Source organism: Blautia sp. An46, assembly GCF_002161645.1.
Lineage (GTDB): Bacteria > Bacillota > Clostridia > Lachnospirales > Lachnospiraceae > Blautia > Blautia ornithocaccae.
This window is the reverse complement of record NZ_NFIF01000030.1, coordinates 12,896-28,730: the sequence shown is the minus strand read 5'-3', so window position 1 is coordinate 28,730 and position 15,835 is coordinate 12,896. Positions and strand designations below refer to the sequence as shown.

At 40.5% G+C, this 15,835-nt stretch carries 17 protein-coding genes, 7 tRNA genes and 1 rRNA gene; 21 read left to right on the top strand and 4 right to left on the bottom strand.

Going from position 1 to position 15,835, the window contains the following annotated elements:
• The 9 genes from B5G00_RS17435 to B5G00_RS17395 all read left to right on the top strand — a co-directional run.
• Positions 1–118 (top strand): 23S ribosomal RNA (locus B5G00_RS17435); the annotation flags it as partial.
• 84 nt (positions 119–202) lie between these two features.
• Positions 203–276, top strand: a tRNA-Asp gene (locus B5G00_RS17430).
• A 32-nt stretch (positions 277–308) separates the two neighbouring features.
• Positions 309–381: transfer RNA gene (locus B5G00_RS17425), tRNA-Val, on the top strand.
• An 11-nt stretch (positions 382–392) separates the two neighbouring features.
• Positions 393–474, top strand: a tRNA-Tyr gene (locus tag B5G00_RS17420).
• 23 nt (positions 475–497) lie between these two features.
• A tRNA-Thr gene (locus B5G00_RS17415) sits at positions 498–570 on the top strand.
• A gap of 10 nt (positions 571–580) precedes the next feature.
• Positions 581–654: transfer RNA gene (locus B5G00_RS17410), tRNA-Met, on the top strand.
• 6 nt (positions 655–660) lie between these two features.
• A tRNA-Phe gene (locus tag B5G00_RS17405) sits at positions 661–733 on the top strand.
• Positions 734–741: 8 nt separating this feature from the next.
• Positions 742–814: transfer RNA gene (locus B5G00_RS17400), tRNA-Lys, on the top strand.
• A gap of 357 nt (positions 815–1,171) precedes the next feature.
• Complete coding sequence (locus tag B5G00_RS17395) at positions 1,172–1,414, top strand: hypothetical protein (RefSeq protein WP_087274925.1); 243 nt, start codon at positions 1,172–1,174, stop codon at positions 1,412–1,414.
• Positions 1,415–1,936: 522 nt separating this feature from the next.
• On the opposite strand, the gene B5G00_RS17390 is transcribed toward B5G00_RS17395, so the two are convergent.
• The gene (locus B5G00_RS17390; RefSeq protein ID WP_087274924.1) at positions 1,937–2,710 is read right to left on the bottom strand and encodes a DUF6062 family protein; all 774 of its coding nucleotides are present in this window, start codon (positions 2,708–2,710) and stop codon (positions 1,937–1,939) included.
• Between the two features lie 172 nt (positions 2,711–2,882).
• Between B5G00_RS17390 and B5G00_RS17385 the strand changes: the two genes are divergently transcribed.
• From B5G00_RS17385 to B5G00_RS17370, 4 genes are all read left to right on the top strand, one after another.
• Positions 2,883–3,224 (top strand): hypothetical protein, encoded by a 342-nt coding sequence (locus tag B5G00_RS17385; RefSeq protein WP_242971413.1) that lies wholly within the window; start codon positions 2,883–2,885, stop codon positions 3,222–3,224.
• 95 nt (positions 3,225–3,319) lie between these two features.
• Positions 3,320–4,609: an O-acetylhomoserine aminocarboxypropyltransferase/cysteine synthase family protein gene (locus tag B5G00_RS17380; RefSeq protein WP_087274923.1), complete on the top strand. Its 1,290-nt coding sequence runs from the start codon at positions 3,320–3,322 to the stop codon at positions 4,607–4,609.
• A gap of 21 nt (positions 4,610–4,630) precedes the next feature.
• Positions 4,631–5,194, top strand: a complete 564-nt coding sequence (locus tag B5G00_RS17375) for a tRNA (mnm(5)s(2)U34)-methyltransferase (RefSeq protein WP_087274922.1) — start codon at positions 4,631–4,633, stop codon at positions 5,192–5,194.
• A gap of 66 nt (positions 5,195–5,260) precedes the next feature.
• A complete protein-coding gene (locus B5G00_RS17370) occupies positions 5,261–6,118 on the top strand; it encodes a SpoIID/LytB domain-containing protein (protein ID WP_087274927.1) in 858 nt (285 codons plus the stop codon).
• Between the two features lie 5 nt (positions 6,119–6,123).
• Here B5G00_RS17370 and B5G00_RS17365 read toward each other — a convergent pair whose 3' ends face one another.
• Complete coding sequence (locus tag B5G00_RS17365; protein ID WP_087274921.1) at positions 6,124–7,008, bottom strand: hypothetical protein; 885 nt, start codon at positions 7,006–7,008, stop codon at positions 6,124–6,126.
• Positions 7,009–7,355: 347 nt separating this feature from the next.
• Between B5G00_RS17365 and B5G00_RS17360 the strand changes: the two genes are divergently transcribed.
• Both B5G00_RS17360 and B5G00_RS17355 read left to right on the top strand, forming a co-directional pair.
• Positions 7,356–8,168: a M23 family metallopeptidase gene (locus B5G00_RS17360; protein ID WP_087274920.1), complete on the top strand. Its 813-nt coding sequence runs from the start codon at positions 7,356–7,358 to the stop codon at positions 8,166–8,168.
• 225 nt (positions 8,169–8,393) lie between these two features.
• A complete protein-coding gene (locus B5G00_RS17355) occupies positions 8,394–8,654 on the top strand; it encodes a GIY-YIG nuclease family protein (protein ID WP_087274919.1) in 261 nt (86 codons plus the stop codon).
• Between the two features lie 196 nt (positions 8,655–8,850).
• On the opposite strand, the gene nagA is transcribed toward B5G00_RS17355, so the two are convergent.
• Complete coding sequence (gene nagA / locus B5G00_RS17350; protein WP_087274918.1) at positions 8,851–9,954, bottom strand: N-acetylglucosamine-6-phosphate deacetylase; 1,104 nt, start codon at positions 9,952–9,954, stop codon at positions 8,851–8,853.
• Between the two features lie 89 nt (positions 9,955–10,043).
• Here nagA and B5G00_RS19530 point away from each other — a divergent pair, with 89 nt between their 5' ends.
• Both B5G00_RS19530 and B5G00_RS17345 read left to right on the top strand, forming a co-directional pair.
• Positions 10,044–10,175: a hypothetical protein gene (locus B5G00_RS19530; protein WP_275532382.1), complete on the top strand. Its 132-nt coding sequence runs from the start codon at positions 10,044–10,046 to the stop codon at positions 10,173–10,175.
• A 40-nt stretch (positions 10,176–10,215) separates the two neighbouring features.
• A complete protein-coding gene (locus tag B5G00_RS17345; RefSeq protein WP_162613525.1) occupies positions 10,216–10,407 on the top strand; it encodes a hypothetical protein in 192 nt (63 codons plus the stop codon).
• Between the two features lie 251 nt (positions 10,408–10,658).
• Here B5G00_RS17345 and rbr read toward each other — a convergent pair whose 3' ends face one another.
• On the bottom strand, positions 10,659–11,195 hold the full coding sequence (rbr, locus tag B5G00_RS17340; protein WP_087274916.1) for a rubrerythrin: 537 nt from the start codon (positions 11,193–11,195) through the stop codon (positions 10,659–10,661).
• Between the two features lie 306 nt (positions 11,196–11,501).
• Between rbr and B5G00_RS17335 the strand changes: the two genes are divergently transcribed.
• The 4 genes from B5G00_RS17335 (at position 11,502) to B5G00_RS17320 (ending at position 15,820) form a co-directional block, all read left to right on the top strand.
• Positions 11,502–12,566, top strand: coding sequence for a LacI family DNA-binding transcriptional regulator (locus B5G00_RS17335; protein WP_087274915.1), 1,065 nt, complete (start codon positions 11,502–11,504; stop codon positions 12,564–12,566).
• Between the two features lie 73 nt (positions 12,567–12,639).
• Positions 12,640–13,962, top strand: a complete 1,323-nt coding sequence (locus B5G00_RS17330) for an ABC transporter substrate-binding protein (protein WP_087274914.1) — start codon at positions 12,640–12,642, stop codon at positions 13,960–13,962.
• Positions 13,963–14,051: 89 nt separating this feature from the next.
• Positions 14,052–14,954 carry a carbohydrate ABC transporter permease gene (locus tag B5G00_RS17325; RefSeq protein WP_242971412.1) on the top strand — a complete coding sequence of 301 codons (903 nt, stop codon included), beginning with the start codon at positions 14,052–14,054 and terminating at the stop codon, positions 14,952–14,954.
• 287 nt (positions 14,955–15,241) lie between these two features.
• Complete coding sequence (locus tag B5G00_RS17320) at positions 15,242–15,820, top strand: carbohydrate ABC transporter permease (RefSeq protein WP_242971411.1); 579 nt, start codon at positions 15,242–15,244, stop codon at positions 15,818–15,820.
• Positions 15,821–15,835: the final 15 nt, after the last annotated feature.

Below are 15,835 nucleotides of genomic sequence, written 5' to 3'. Positions count from 1 at the left end.
GAGATGTCCCATCCGAAAGGAGTAAGACCCCTTGAAGACGACGAGGTAGATAGGGCAGAGGTGGAAGTGCAGCAATGTATGGAGCTGACTGCTACTAATCGGTCGAGGGCTTGACCTAAAAGCTTAAGAGATTAAGCGAAGCGGTAAAGTTGGATATAAGTTTTACATGTGTGGTTTTGAAGGTACAGAACCTTCTTAATACGGCCCAGTGGCTCAGTTGGTTAGAGCGCCGCCCTGTCACGGCGGAGGTCGAGAGTTCGAGTCTCTTCTGGGTCGTTTGTTTCTGAAAAGAAACATTTATCTATAATGGGATCTTAGCTCAGCTGGGAGAGCATCTGCCTTACAAGCAGAGGGTCATAGGTTCGAGCCCTATAGGTCCCATTTTATAATAAGGGCGATTTCCCGAGTGGCCAAAGGGGACAGACTGTAAATCTGCTGGCAACGCCTTCGGTGGTTCGAATCCACCATCGCCCATTTAAAATTGAATACCACATCATGCCGATGTGGCTCAATTGGCAGAGCAGCTGATTTGTAATCAGCAGGTTATCGGTTCGAGTCCGATCATCGGCTTAGATAATAACGCGGGGTGGAGCAGTCTGGAAGCTCGTCGGGCTCATAACCCGAAGGTCGCAGGTTCAAATCCTGCCCCCGCTACTTAATGCCCAGATAGCTCAGTTGGTAGAGCAGAGGACTGAAAATCCTCGTGTCGCTGGTTCGATTCCGGCTCTGGGCATTTTTTATGGAGCATTAGCTCAGTCGGTAGAGCACTTGACTTTTAATCAAGTTGTCCGGGGTTCGAATCCCCGATGCTTCATTGATTATGAAGACTTAAATCTTTATTTTTTAAGGATTTAAGTCTTTTTTGTTTTTTTAGAAACATTCCATGGAATTTACATAATTTTTTGCTAGGATAGGAAAGGAGGTATAAAATTATGGATATTTTACATGAAACAGAAGATTATTTTCAATTCATAAAGCCTTATGAGGAAGGATAAACAGTAGTAAATAAAGGGAGCCAGGATTATGTATGCTCAGAATATGATTAACAAGATTCCAACAAAAGAAGAAGCAGAAATGCTGCTGTGTGAGGCAGATTTGTTTAACTCATTCCTTTCCTTACAAAGATGTTAGAGCATATAACGGAAAGAATGATTGTAATGAAGAGGAAACTTTGTTTATTAAGGAATACTTGGAAAATACAGAATATGATGATTATGACAGACTTATTCAGCTCTGTGATGCCATTTCTTTTCCGGACGGTCCCACTTTTCTGGAAAAGAGACTGGTAGATGTAGTTATGAGGAGAGGCTTTAATGAGCTGACTATTTCAAAGTGGAAATCTTTTTTTGAATTGAAGAATTATTTTGATGAAAAAGCAGGAGGAGATATCTACGAGATAGTAAATTTGAAATAATGACAAAAAAGAAACCAGAATCAATGAGGGGGGAAGGTTGATTCTGGTTTCTCTTTTTTTAATATTGTAAAATATTAAAAAGAAGGAGAGCCGGTTAAAATTAATACCGGCATATGAAAAAGAAAAAGATTTTTGAAAAAGTCTTATCGGCTTTTACAAGTAATACTATAACGGGAAAATGTGATGATTCTGTGATGAAAAAATAAAAGAAATGTGAAATTGAAAAAAATTACAAATTATATACCAATATTGCATAAATCATCATAAAGTCAGGATAACGCAACAAGAGCAGGAATCTGAGGGGGCTGATTCCTGCTCTTGTCTTATAATCATAAAAAAGAAGGAGTAACTGACATTTCCTATGTCAGTATATGAAAAGAAAAAGATTTTGAAAAAGTCTTATTGGCTTTTACAAGTATTAATATACAGGGTAAATAAGGATAATCTGTGACAAAAAGCTAAAAGAAAAATAAAAAAGGATTTTTTTGATTTATATTTATTTTAGTTTTCCTTTTTAATTTCTTATTTTTCTGCTTTATAGGGAGGATCGGCGGGATAGCTGCCGGCTGCTTTCTGCATGCCTCTCTGAATGGCATCTCTGGAATTTTTCCAGTCCGCATCTTTGTTTTTGTAGTCAAATTTATCACAGAACCATTCCAGGTCATCTGTGACTCTCTGAAGATTCTCTGTCATAAGAGGAAAGAGATGATCATAGAAGTCTCTTTTTTCTTTATCAGAGAGAAGTACTTCTGCTGTTTCTACCAGGTCTGAAAAATGGGGAAGACAGAAGCCCTTGCTGTTTTTGAAAAGGTCTTTGAATTCAGGATTTTTCCTGTATAGTTCAAAGAAGGTATCCAGATAGCGATTGTATGTATTTTGATAGTAATCGCAGATATAGCAGGAATTTTCCTGTTCTTTTACCCAGTTTCCAATAGAGGTCTTGGGATTGTCCGTATCAATCTTTGCTTTTTTGAAATGTCCCAGCATGGAAGCTTTTCCAGGGGAGAACATCTTTATCTGCTGTTTCAGCTCTTCATTTTTCTTTTTAAAATGGGTAGTAAGAATAAGGCCGCATCCCAGACGGTTTCCATAGTCGAACATTTTTTTATAGTGGGTTCGACAGAAGCCCATTTTATCTGTTTCAGCTCTTACATCGTCTTCCATATAAGAGGCGCCGGAGCCCAGAACAAAGTCCATAGCGTGCTGCTCCAGATTTCTTTCAATAAAGCAGAAGGGACATTCATCTTCTGCTTTGAAGGCATCCATTAAAGGAATGGTATATATTTTTTCTTTCATAGTTTTTTCCTCGTTTCCTGTTTTTTTAAGAGTAACATAAATGAGAAGATAAGAAAAGAGACTGATGTGGAGAGAGATAAAAAATGTGGAAAACTCCCCCAAAAATTTCAGGGGATGTGGACATAAAGGAGAAGATATTATAGTATTTACAAGAAAAGCAGGGTTTGATAAGATGGATATAAACTGCAGAAAGAAAGGAATTATTATGACAAGAGATGAAGTATTAGTTATTCTGGCAGGGATTATTATTCTTGCAGGAATTTTTCTGGGATGGAAGGGAAAGCCCTCTATGATCAGAGAACGGTTTTCCAGTGGTGTTTCCCCGAAAAATGAAAGAAAATTTATGATGACTATAGGAGGAGGAATAGCAGTTCTGGGAGCTGACCTGATGATTCTGGGAATTCTTCCAATGGTTCATCCAGTAAGTGATGAGATGTCCCTGATCATTCTGGCTATAGGAATCGTTCTGTTCGTGGCTGTGATCCTGGTAGGACAGAAATATTATAGAAGATAGGGAATTTTCAAAATCAAGATGATTTTCTGGTATCCCGGCAGATGAAAAAGTGGTAAAATGGTTTTCAGAATATATACAGAATGGAGAGGAATGAAATGAGCAAGGAATACCATATTGAAACGAAATGTATCCAGTCCGGCTGGAAGCCGAAAAAAGGTGAACCGAGAATGATGCCCATCTATCAGAGTACAACCTTCAAATATGACACTACAGAAGAGATGGGACGTCTTTTTGATCTGAAGGATAATGGATATTTTTATACAAGATGTCAGAATCCTACAAATGACCTGGTGGCTGCTAAAATTGCAGATCTGGAAGGCGGCGTAGCGGCTGTCCTTACTTCTTCCGGACAGGCAGCGAATTTTTATGCGGTATTTAATATCTGTGAAGCCGGAGACCATGTAATCTGTGCATCTGCAATTTACGGCGGAACTTTAAATGTCCTGGGAGTTACAGCTAAAAAGATGGGAATCGAATGTACATTTATTGATGTGGATGCACCTAAGGAAGAGCTGGATAAGGCTTTCCGTCCAAATACAAAAGCTGTTATCGCAGAGACTATTGCAAATCCGGCACTGGTAGTTTTGGATATTGAAAAAATGGCAGAACTGGCCCACAGCCATGGAGTTCCTTTAATTGTGGACAATACCTTTGCTACTCCTGTAAACTGCCGTCCTTTTGAATGGGGAGCGGATATTGTAACACATTCCACTACAAAATATATGGATGGACATGCAGCCCAGGTAGGTGGAGCTATCGTGGACAGCGGAAACTTTGACTGGGAAGCTCATGCCGATAAATTCCCAGGTCTGACTAAGCCGGATGAATCCTACCATGGAGTCATCTATACAAAACAGTTTGGAAAAGAGGCTTATATCACTAAGATTAATGCTCAGCTTATGAGAGACTTAGGCTCTATACCTTCTCCTATGAACTGCTTTATTCTGAATCTGGGACTTGAATCTCTGGTGCTGAGAGTAGAAAGACATTGCTACAATGCTCAGAAAGTAGCAGAATACCTGGAAGCTCATCCCCTTGTCGGAAAAGTAAATTATCCGGGACTTCCGGGTGATAAGTATTATTCTCTGGCACAGAAGTATATGCCAAAGGGTACCTGCGGCGTAATATCTTTTGAACTGAAAGCCGGAAGAGAAGCAGCAGTGAAATTTATGGACAGTCTGAAGCTGGCTTCTATTGTAACTCATGTGGCAGATGCCAAGACCAGTGTTCTTCATCCTGCCAGCCATACACACAGACAGCTGAATGATGAGCAGCTTGTAGCCGCCGGAGTTTCTCCGGGAATGATCCGTCTTTCTGTGGGAATCGAGCATGTTGATGATATCATCGGAGATTTGGAACAGGCTCTTGCAGCAAGTGAAAAGTAAGATATTTCCAGGAAATAGATTATGAATTTATATCAGATCACTACCTGGGTTCATGAATTGTTTCGACTCCAGGTAAAAGAGGAAGGCGTCTATATAGACGCTACCATGGGAAATGGCCATGATACGCTGTTTCTCTGTGAGATGGCCGGAGAAAAAGGAAAGGTGCTGGCTTTTGATATCCAGGAACGGGCTTTGGAAGCTACAGATAAGCTTCTCAGGGAACACCAGATGAGAGAAAGAGCCGGTCTGTATCTGGAAAGCCATGTGTTTATAGACCACTACGCAGAAAAAGAATCTGTAGATGGGATTATTTTTAATTTCGGCTATCTTCCGGGAGGAGACCATGAACTGGCTACCCGGGCAGATACCAGTGTAAAAGCTGTTGATACAGGGCTTGCCCTGCTGAAAAGAGGAGGAGTCATGGCTCTTTGCATCTACAGCGGCGGAGATACAGGATATGAGGAGAAAGAGAAAATCCTGGAGTATCTGAAAGCTTTAGATGAGAAGCGGTATCTGGTTATTATGAATAGTTTCTATAACAGAAAAAAAGACCCTCCTCTGCCGGTATTTGTTGTAAAGAAGTAAAGAATGTATGGGACTTGCGTTTTCTGACATATAATAAGATAAGTCAGAATGCAGGTCCCTGTTTTTATGAATAAGGAAAAAGATTCTTTTGCATTTATTCTTCTGCTTTTTATACTTCTTCCCTATTTGCTGACGGTTCTTATTCTGGGAAGAAAGGCATGCCCTTTAAGCAGGGATATCAGCCTGGAGGAATATGTGCCGGCTGTTACAGCTTCACAGATTTCCTGGGATTACAGCAAAGAGGCCATCAAGGTTCAGACTCTGGCAGTAAGGAGCAATCTGTACAGCAGCCAGGAGAAAAATGAAATGATAGAAGCTGCAGCGGATTATATAAGAAAACAGGATATGAACAGCGTTGTGATGGATAAATATCAGGTCTTCTGGGAGGCTGCCAGAGAGACAGAGGGCCAGGTACTGAAACAGAACGGAGAAATAAAAGAAATCCCCTATCATGGAGTAAGCAGCGGCAGGACCAGAGATGGAGGGGAAGTTCTGGGAGAAAATTTTAAATACATACCTTCAGTAGATACTTCAGGAGATATAGACAGTGCAGAATATGTAGAGGGATGTTATTTTTCTGTAAAAGAACTGGAGGAGAAGATCAAGGAGAAATATCCAGGGTTTGTTCTCGATGAGGAAGTGATAGTGGAAATAAAGTCTTCGGATTCAGCCGGATATGTTATGGAAATTATGATAGGGAACCAGGAATTTCAGGGGGAGGAGATAAAAGAGGTGCTGGAACTTCCATCTTCTTGTTTTACAGTACAGAAGCTGGAGGGAGAAGTACGTTTTTTATGCAGAGGTTCAGGACATGGGATGGGAATCAGCCAGTATACTGCCCAGCAAATGGCTTTAGAAGGGAAAAAGTATGAAGAGATTCTTCAGTACTTTTTCCCTGACCTTACAATAGAATCGCTAAAATGAGAAATTCAGGGAGCGGTAACAAGATTCAGGTAGGAGGTTTCTACGGTTATGCCGTCTTCGGCAGAAACGGAGGAGATATCAAAGCTTACCTGATCCCCTTCCTTGATTTCATAGAATCCCTGGACATTAAAGGGATAAAGGAGGGTCATAGTCCCGTGGATGGTAATGGTGCTTCCTGTTTTTATATCATTTCCCGAATAATCTTCTAAGTCTGTAACTTTGGCCTCCATAGTTGTAGCATCAATAATGGAGGTGATTTCTGCCTGGAGGCTTTCCAGACTGGTAGTATCTGATACAAGATTCTGGGAGTCTTCTGAATCATCTTCCGGCAGTTCCTGAGCAGAGATACTGACTACTTTTTTGGAACCAGAAAGATAGCTCACATCAAAGAGCGCATTTTCCGAGTAGGAATAAGACTGTATCTGTGAATTATTTTCCAGTTCTTCAGAAGGAACTGCATAGGAATAGGAATTGTACAGTTCTCTGTTAATATTCAGAGAAATCTGCTCTTCATTTTCATCTATTCCGGTAAGGGTATAGGTATTCAGATTCAGAATATGCCGGTGCATAGTGAATTCTGCATTGCTGAGTACGGCCCGTGATGGTTCTCTCAAGGATAAAATATCCATAACACCTGTGCGGAGAAAGACAATGCTGCACAGGAGTACAATAAGAGCATAGAAAAAGGGAATGTCCACATGGTCGTCTAAAAAATCCCGGAGTCCGGGACGAAGTTTATAGATAATATAAAAGATACTGGACAGAAGTATAATTGCTGCCAGGATATAGTAAAGTACCGGTGCCTGGGTGAGATGGTAACAAAGCAGCAGGACCAGGCAGTCTATCAGAATAAATACGGCTGCAAACCAGCCTTTATAAGTTTTCCCCATGTAAGCTCCTCCATATGAAGTATTTAATTCTAAAATAATTTCATGCAAGCATAAAAGCCTGAGCTTTCGGCTCTTGTGATACCACGAATTTCTCCGCACTTCGTGCTCCCGAAATTCTAAAAACATTCGTATTTCGTCCTGTCGGACTACATACTCATGTTTTGCGAGCCTCAAATTCAGACTTTTTTATGCAGGCATAAAAGTCTGAGCTTTCGGCTCTTGGTATCATTTTATCATATAAGGGGGAAAAAGAGAAATGAATTGTGTATAAGTTTTCATTTTCTGGCAATCCTATATGTGAAAACAAAAAGGGGCGGATTGCTCCAGGATAGTCAGAGGTGATGATTATGAATAAAAAGAGGAAAATTCGAGTGCTGCTGGGCAGTATTTTGACACTGGCTCTGGTGGTTACATGCGGAGTTGTGTATCAGTCCGGGAGTAAGAGCACACCAAATGAGAAAGAACTTGTTATGGAGAACGAGGAGGATTCTGTCGATCAGGCAATAAAGACTGAGGAGAGAGAGGATTCAGAAGAAACTGCGGATGCTAATACATCTAATGTAGAAGGAACCAGAGATGTAGAGGAAGAAGATTCACAACAGTCTGATGCTGCCGGAGAACAGGCAGAAAATACAGAGAGTGCAGAACAGACAGATGAAAGTCAGGACCAGGCTGCCCAGGATTCTGAGGCTGCTTCGGCTCAGGTAACAGAGCAGGTGGAAACAGCCATGGCTCCTGAACTGAATTTTACAGAGAGCTCTCTTATGGAGTGGCCGGTAAACGGACAGGTGGTCATTGACTATAATATGGACAATACCGTGTATTTCCCTACGCTGAATGTCTATAAGACCAGCCCTGCCATTGCTATTTCGGCAGAGGTAGGATCACCGGTAGCGGCAGTTGCCAACGGACAGATTTTGTCTATTGTGGAGAATGAAGAGACAGGAACTACAGTAACTGTGGATATGGGAAATGGATATCAGGCGATTTACGGACAGCTGAAAGACGTTCCTTTCCAGGCAGAAGAATATGTATCCGCAGGAGCTGTTCTGGGTTATATCAACGAACCTACAAAATATTATACAGAGGAAGGAGCAAATCTGTATTTTGCCCTGCAGAAAGATGGGACACCTCTGGATCCCCTCCAGTATCTTCCATAAGAACAGAAGGGATTCACAATTTCAGGCTGTAAGAGTATAATAAAGTATGCGGAAAAATCCGCAGCCGATCATACTCTTACAGTCTTTTATGACTGAGCCTGCCAGTGGCAGGGAAATCAGTCCTATTGGTAAAGTACCATTTTTATCGGCAGCTTAATATATAGGGCGTCATGTCTGGCTTGTATGCAGATGAGACGTCCATTACATAGATCAGGAGCAGAAGAAATGAATTATACCTATATACTGCGGTGCAGAGATGGAAGTCTTTATACAGGATGGACAAACAATCTGGAGAAAAGGCTGGCCTGTCATAATGAAGGGAAGGGTGCCAAATATACCAGGGCCAGGAGGCCGGTGGAACTGGCTTATTATGAGACTTTTCAGACAAAGGAAGAGGCCATGAGAAGAGAATGGGAAATTAAGAGAATGACCAGGGCAGGAAAAATCCTGCTTATAGAGAAACAGTGGAAATCCGGAAAAAAGTAATGGGATTTCCACTGTTTTTATTCTATAGGAAAGTCCGGAGGACTTTCCTATAGAATAAAAAGCCCTCCGGGCGGGATGCACACGCCGCAATGAGGTATGTTACCGCCTTGCGGTATTGCGGCGGCGCGCAAAGTGTTCAAGCCCCTCAAGATTGAGGGAAAGGGGGAGCTGAGGTGGGCTTGAACACTTTGTTCTCTCAGAAAACCTGTATAAGGTTGTATTTATCGTCTACGACCAGAATGTCGCCGTATTTTCCAGGAGTAATTGAACCTACTTTGTCATAGATACCGATACTTTTGGCTGGATTTCTGGTAGCTGCAAAAATAGCTGTGGATTCGGGAATACCGAATTCCATGGCTTTTTTCATGCAGTCAAACAGGTTTGTGGCAGATCCGGCCAATGTGCCGTCAGAAAGGGCAGCGAACCGGTCTTTCATATAAACAGTCTGCCCACCCAACTCGTATTCTCCGTCAGGCATTCCGGTAGCCATCATGGAATCGCTGATCAGGCAGATCCTTTCTTCCCCGAACATTTTAAAAGCAGCCCGGATCATGGAAGGATGAATGTGATAACCATCGCAGATCAGTTCTGCCATACAGTTTTCTGTATCCAGAGCGGCGCCTATCACACCCGGATCTCTGTGGGCAAAGGGAGGCATGGCGTTGAAGAGATGGGTCACATGGGCGGCACCGGCATCCATGGCTGCTTTTGCACAGTTATAATCGGCGGTAGTATGTCCAAGAGAAATCATGACTTCGTCTTTCAGCTCCCGGATAAAATCCATTGCTCCTTCTTCCTTTGGTGAAAGGGTTACCAGTTTTATGATATTTCCGCAGTGTTCATTGCAGAGACGGAAGAAATCCGGATCTGGAGGACAGATATGCTCCGAGGCCTGGGCACCTTTTTTCTTTACATCTACGAAAGGACCTTCCATATTAATTCCTGCAATCCTAGCCATGTCAGAGGACGTTTCCATATCCTTAACAGAGGCGAAGATTTCCAGAAGTTTTTCTTTTGCCAAGGTCATGGAGGTGGGGCAGTAGGAGGTGATTCCGTGCTCCTTTTCATATTTTAGTATCACCTTCAACCCTTCCGGGTCTGCATCACAGAAATCATGTCCAAAAGCGCCGTGGCTGTGAACATCTACTAGCCCTGGAATTGCTTTTAGACCGCTAGCGTCAATTTCTGTCTTATCTGTTACCTCTTCTTCACTGGAAACCAAAAAACCTTTTTCTAAATAGATGTCTTTTTTCTGAAAGGTTCCATCTTCCTGAAACACCATTGCATTTTTGATAATCATAAAATTCTCCTTTTCTGTTATGGGTCAGCAGTTTTTTTGAAAATCTGTAATCTCTGCTTTTATTATAATTCCACCAGGAGATTATTTCAATGTATGGAAGAAAAGGAGAAAGAACTTTCATGGCTTATAGGAGGACGGAAGTTTTCTCACCACCGGAGAAATGCCTACAGAGGCCATGGAAAAAGGCGGTCCCGGAATTATGGAGAAAATACAGAATATAGAGGAAAAGTACATAGAGGAGTATGAGCCAGCAGTATTTTGGTGAAAAAGACAGCAGAGTACAAAAATATTCCTGTGGAGAGCATTAATGGAAAATATGTTTTTGAGAATGCAAAAAAGTGCGGTTATAAAGGATACCGGGAATTTTTATTCTTTTATGAACAAATGGAAACGCCAATAAACCGTCCTCCTGCCAGTGACCATATAAAAATGGTATTAAACAGTTACCAGTAGCTTTTGAATAAAAGCTATTCTCTGATGGACGAAGAACAGATAGACAGAATAGAAAACATTCTTTCATTCCGGAGAGAAACCCTTCATGACTATACCCTGGAGGCTTTGGATAAAAAAGGATGATATTTTCAGGCTGTAAAAGTCCCTGTTAGAATCCGGAAGGAGCGGGGTTTCTAACAGGGACTTTTATGTTAATTATTAATCTCATAGGACAATCTATGAGAATGGCTTATGATATAAAAATTTGAAAATTAGTAGTTTTCTACTTTTCTTTCAAAGTAAGCCTTTGGATGAGCGCACACCGGGCAAACCTCTGGAGCTTCATCTGCCATATGTACATATCCGCAGTTTCTGCACTTCCAGCCTAAAGGTGCATCTCCCTTAAAGGTCTTGTCTGCTTTGTAGCTTTCCAGAAGTTTACGATAACGTCTTTCATGAGCAGCTTCTACCTTGGCGACGCCTTCAAATTTGGCAGCCAGTTCAGGGAAGCCCTCTTCTCTTGCTTCTCTTGCCATACGGGCGTACATATCGGTCCACTCAAAGTTTTCGCCGGCAGCGGCGTCTTCCAGATTGGCTTCTACATCGTGAATGCCATGAAATTCTTTAAACCACATTTTTGCATGTTCCTTCTCCTGGTCTGCGGTTTCCAGATAGAGAGCGGCTAACTGCTCATAGCCGGCTTTTTTTGCTGCGGAAGCGTAGTAGGTATATTTATTTCTTGCCTGAGATTCACCTGCGAATGCTTCCATTAAGTTCTGCTCTGTTTTGGTTCCTGCGTATTTGCTCATAGTAAAAACCTCCTTTTTCATTAGCAATAGTGTTTTTTGCCCGGCAGCAGAGCCAGGCTGGTAGAATCAGTATAACATTAATAGTCAGAAAAAACCATTTCTTTTGCATAAAATTTATTAAGATAGGAATAAAACGAAAATGCTTCACAAAATTAAATTAAAACGATACCGTTAAAGTATTAATATAAAATATATATATTTTGATATATGAACGGGCGTACACATTTTAGCATATTGAGCATAATATTTAGAATAGGTATAATTTGCTTATAAAAATCACCAAATAAATAAGCGGGAAGTGACAAGATGAATAAAAAAGTGAATAGAGAAGATGTGGCCCGTGAAGCTGGCGTTTCAACAGCAGCAGTATCCAGAGCATTGAATAACAGTGGATATGTGAAGAAAGAAAAGAAGGAGAAAATTATAGAAACAGCAATAAGAATGGGATATAATCCAAATCCTATTGCATTGTCTCTTCAACGACGGAGAAGCGGTCAGGTGATTTTTTTTCAAAGAGATATAACAGGCGCTTATTATAATCAGATGTTTCATGGAATTGTACGTGAGGCACAAAAAAGAAATTATAGAGTATTGCTGGATATGTCTTATGATTTTGAAAAAATCAAAAACTTTATGATAGATGGGATTATTTTTCCAAACGAAACTGTTGCAGAGGAATATGCCTCGACAATAGGCCGTACTTATCATTTGCCGACAGTTACCGTTTCCTGCGATATTTCCTATACTTTCTCTAAACCAATGCCCAGCATAGTCTTGGATGACGGGAAAGTGGTAGAAATTGCAATAGATTATCTGAAAAAAATGGGACATAGAAAAATAGGGATGGCAATTCCTTTTGATATCGGATATTCAAAAAACAGGTATAACTATTGGAAAATGATCATGAAAGAAGAACTGCAGGACTATCTGCAATATGTTATAAGGGTTAAGAATACAACAGAAATAGTGGAAGATGAATTGAAAAATTATCTTACAGAAGCAGATGGGTTTGAGTATTATGATTTGTTTGATGTGGGAAGGAAGGCTGCAAAGAAATATATATCTTCCAGATATAAGCCGACAGCGGTGATATGTTTTAATGACGATATGGCTCATGGTATGATCCAGGAGTTGGAACTTCTGGGAATAAAAGTACCGGAGGATGTTTCTATTATGGGAATAGATGGGACGTATATAAGAAATCATTTTTCTAAGAAATTGACCAGTGTAGCCACATATCCTGACAAAATGGGGGCAAAATGTGTAGATATTTTATTAGATATGCTGGAAGAAAAAAATTACAAATATATCTATAGAGGAAAGATAGATATTCTTGAGGGAAAAACAGTGAAAAATTTGAATAAAAGATGATATTGAAATAGATTGCAGCCTGGCGCGCAGCTGCAATTTATATAAAGAAACAAAAACAAGGAGGGAATCTTTAATGAAATTAAGAAAAATTCTGGCTATGGCTCTTGCGGGAGCAATGACAATTTCTCTGGCTGCATGTGGAAGCTCTTCGTCAGGAGAAAATGATGGCGCAGATAGTTCTGAGTCTGGAGAAAGCGGTGGAAAACAGAAATTAGTAGTATGGTCTTGGGGAGCGGATGAAGAGAAAAAGGCTCGTGAAGATGCAATGGATATTTTTATAAAAAATCATCCGGAAATAGAAGTAGAACATTCTGTTATACCCACAGCAGACCATGCATGGGATCAGAAGGCAGCGGCAGCTTTTGCAGCAGGCACAGGACCGGATGTAATCCAGACTTCCCCGGACTATTATGGTCTGTATGCAGATTATTACGAAGATCTCCAGCCATATTTAGATAAAGAAGGCGTTAATACAGAGGAAGTCTTTACTGATGGAATGTTGGATCCTTATTATAGACCAGATGGTAAACTGGAAGGAATGCCTTTGCTTGAGAATGTCTTTGTACTTGCATACAATAAAGATATGTTTGATGAGTTTGGAATTGAATACCCGACTGCAGACTGGACTTGGGATGATGTAAAAGAAGCATCTGAAAAATTTGTCAGCGGTGAGGGGGCAGACGCTACCTATGGTATAGTCAATCATTGGGTAGACCCTAACTTTGCATTGATATGTAAAGGTGGATCACCATACAGCGATGATCTGAAGACATTGGAACTTAACAGCCCCGAAGTAGCAGAAGGTTTGGATTTATTTGGCGAGATGGTTCAGAGCAAAGCAATGCCTGATGATGCAGCGGCAAAGAGTTTACCAAAGGAACAGTTATTTGTATCCGGACATGCAGCTATGTATACATTAGGTGGTTTTGAGACAAAATTGATCGCAGATGAAATCGGAGATAATTTTGAATGGGATGTTGTGACGATGCCTAAGGTAGAAGGCAGTAATGTTAATAATATTATGTATGCTACAGGATATGCGATGCTGAAGACGGCAGAGAATAAAGATGCCGCATGGACATTCCTGAAAGAAGTAGGTTACGAAAATGAAGATATGGCAAAAGTAACGGCGACTGTAGGAATTCCGGGAAACAAAAAGGTAGCAGAAGGATATTACAAAGAAATCAAGAATGGACCGATCGACAACAGTAAATATCTGGAAGGACTTGCAGGGTCACGCTTGAATATCTGGGGAGGCGCATTTGCCAATGCCGGCGATCAGTGGACTCAGATATGGCAGGCAGTAACGATCAACGGACAATCAGGACAAGAAGCAATAGACGCATACTATCCGGCTTTGGAACAAGCTTTTAATGAAGCAAATCAGACCGAATAAAAGAAAACTCTGAAAGATAATTGGGGGCTGCTGCGGCCTGATATGCTGTAGCAGCCCTTTTAATACCATTTAAATGGAGGTGCTTTATTTTGAAAAAAAGAAAAAAGCCGATGAGTAAGATGGAAAAACGTGAAGCAAGAAAGTTTTATTTGTATACAGCACCCTGGCTGATAGGCTTTTTGATTTTAACCTTATATCCGATGATATATTCTCTGTATTTATCATTTACGGATATGAATCTGACAGGACAGGGAAAATTTGTAAAATTTGAAAATTATATTTATGCCTTTACAAAAGATCCTTTATTTTTTAAAGCGTTTTTCAATACTTTAAAATATGTGGTAATGTTTGTTCCAATGAGTTTGATACTGGCCTTTTTCATTGCACTGCTTTTAAGTAAGAAAGTAAAAGGTCTTGGATTTTTCCGCACAGCATTTTATATCCCGTATATAACATCCGGAGTGGCGGTTACGATCCTCTGGGGCTGGATCTTTAACCCTGATTACGGAATCATCAATTATGTATTGTCTTTATTCGGCATCAAAGGACCGAATTGGCTGGGGGATCAGAAGGTAGCCATGATTTCTATTGTAATTCTTTCACTCTGGACGATAGGTAACAATATTATTATTATGCTTGCCGGAATCCAGGATATTCCCAGGTCTTATTACGAAAGTGCTGAAATTGATGGAGCAGGATCTGTACGCCAGGTGTTTTCTATTACTCTTCCGTTGTGTACACCGACGATCTACTTTAATCTGATTGTTACTTTTATCTCCGCTTTCCAGATATTCCAGCAGCCATTTATTTTAACAAATGGAGGGCCGCTTAATGCAACATATACCATTTCCATGCATCTTTATAATAACGGATTTTTATATGGGAAAATGGGATATGCCTCTATGCTGGCATGGGGATTATTTATTGTAATCATGGTCATCACATTGATTGTTCAATTATCATCAAAACACTGGGTATTTTATGACGATTAAAAGAGGTGAAAAATATGCATATAAAATCGCAAAAAACGTCGAAGACAATAGGGAAAATATTGACTTATATTATACTTATTGCAGCAGTTATCATTTGCCTGTTTCCATTTATCTGGCTTGTATCCACATCTTTTAAAGAAACATCCGATATTTATAAAATGCCGCCGTCACTTTTTCCATCAAAACCGACGCTGCAGAACTTTATTGAAGGATGGGAAGGAGCGGATTTTGGGTTATATTTTAAAAATTCGCTGTTTATTACAATTTTTGCAACAGTAGGTACAGTTTTGTCATCTTCTTTTGTGGCATATGGATTTGCCAGATTTAAAGCAAGAGCCTCAGGATTTCTATTTACAGTTCTGTTGGCGACACTTATGCTTCCTACACAGGTTACGTTAATTCCTCAATATCTGATGTTTGATAAACTGGGTATGATAAATACTTATTTTCCATTGATCCTGCCAAGCTGGCTAGGTGGAGGAGCTTTTAATATTTTTCTGTTTATCCAATTCTTCAGGACGCTTCCTAAGGAACTGGATGAAGCGGCTAAGATTGACGGGGCAAATTCTTTCCAGATATTTATAAAAATCCTCCTTCCGGCGGTAAAACCGGTTATGTTAGCCGTACTTGTTATGGCTTTGGTATATAATTGGAATGATTTCTTCAGCCCATTGATCTATTTAAATGACAATGTGAAATTTACGATCGCAGTGGGACTGCAGTTTTTCAAGAGTGCGCAGGGAAATGTTCAGATGGGACAGATGATGGCAATGTCTCTGGTTGCGCTTCTTCCGGTTCTTCTGATCTTTGCAACCTGCCAGAAATACTTCATTCAGGGAATCAAGATGTCAGGCTTAAAGGGATAAGAAATCTCATAAATA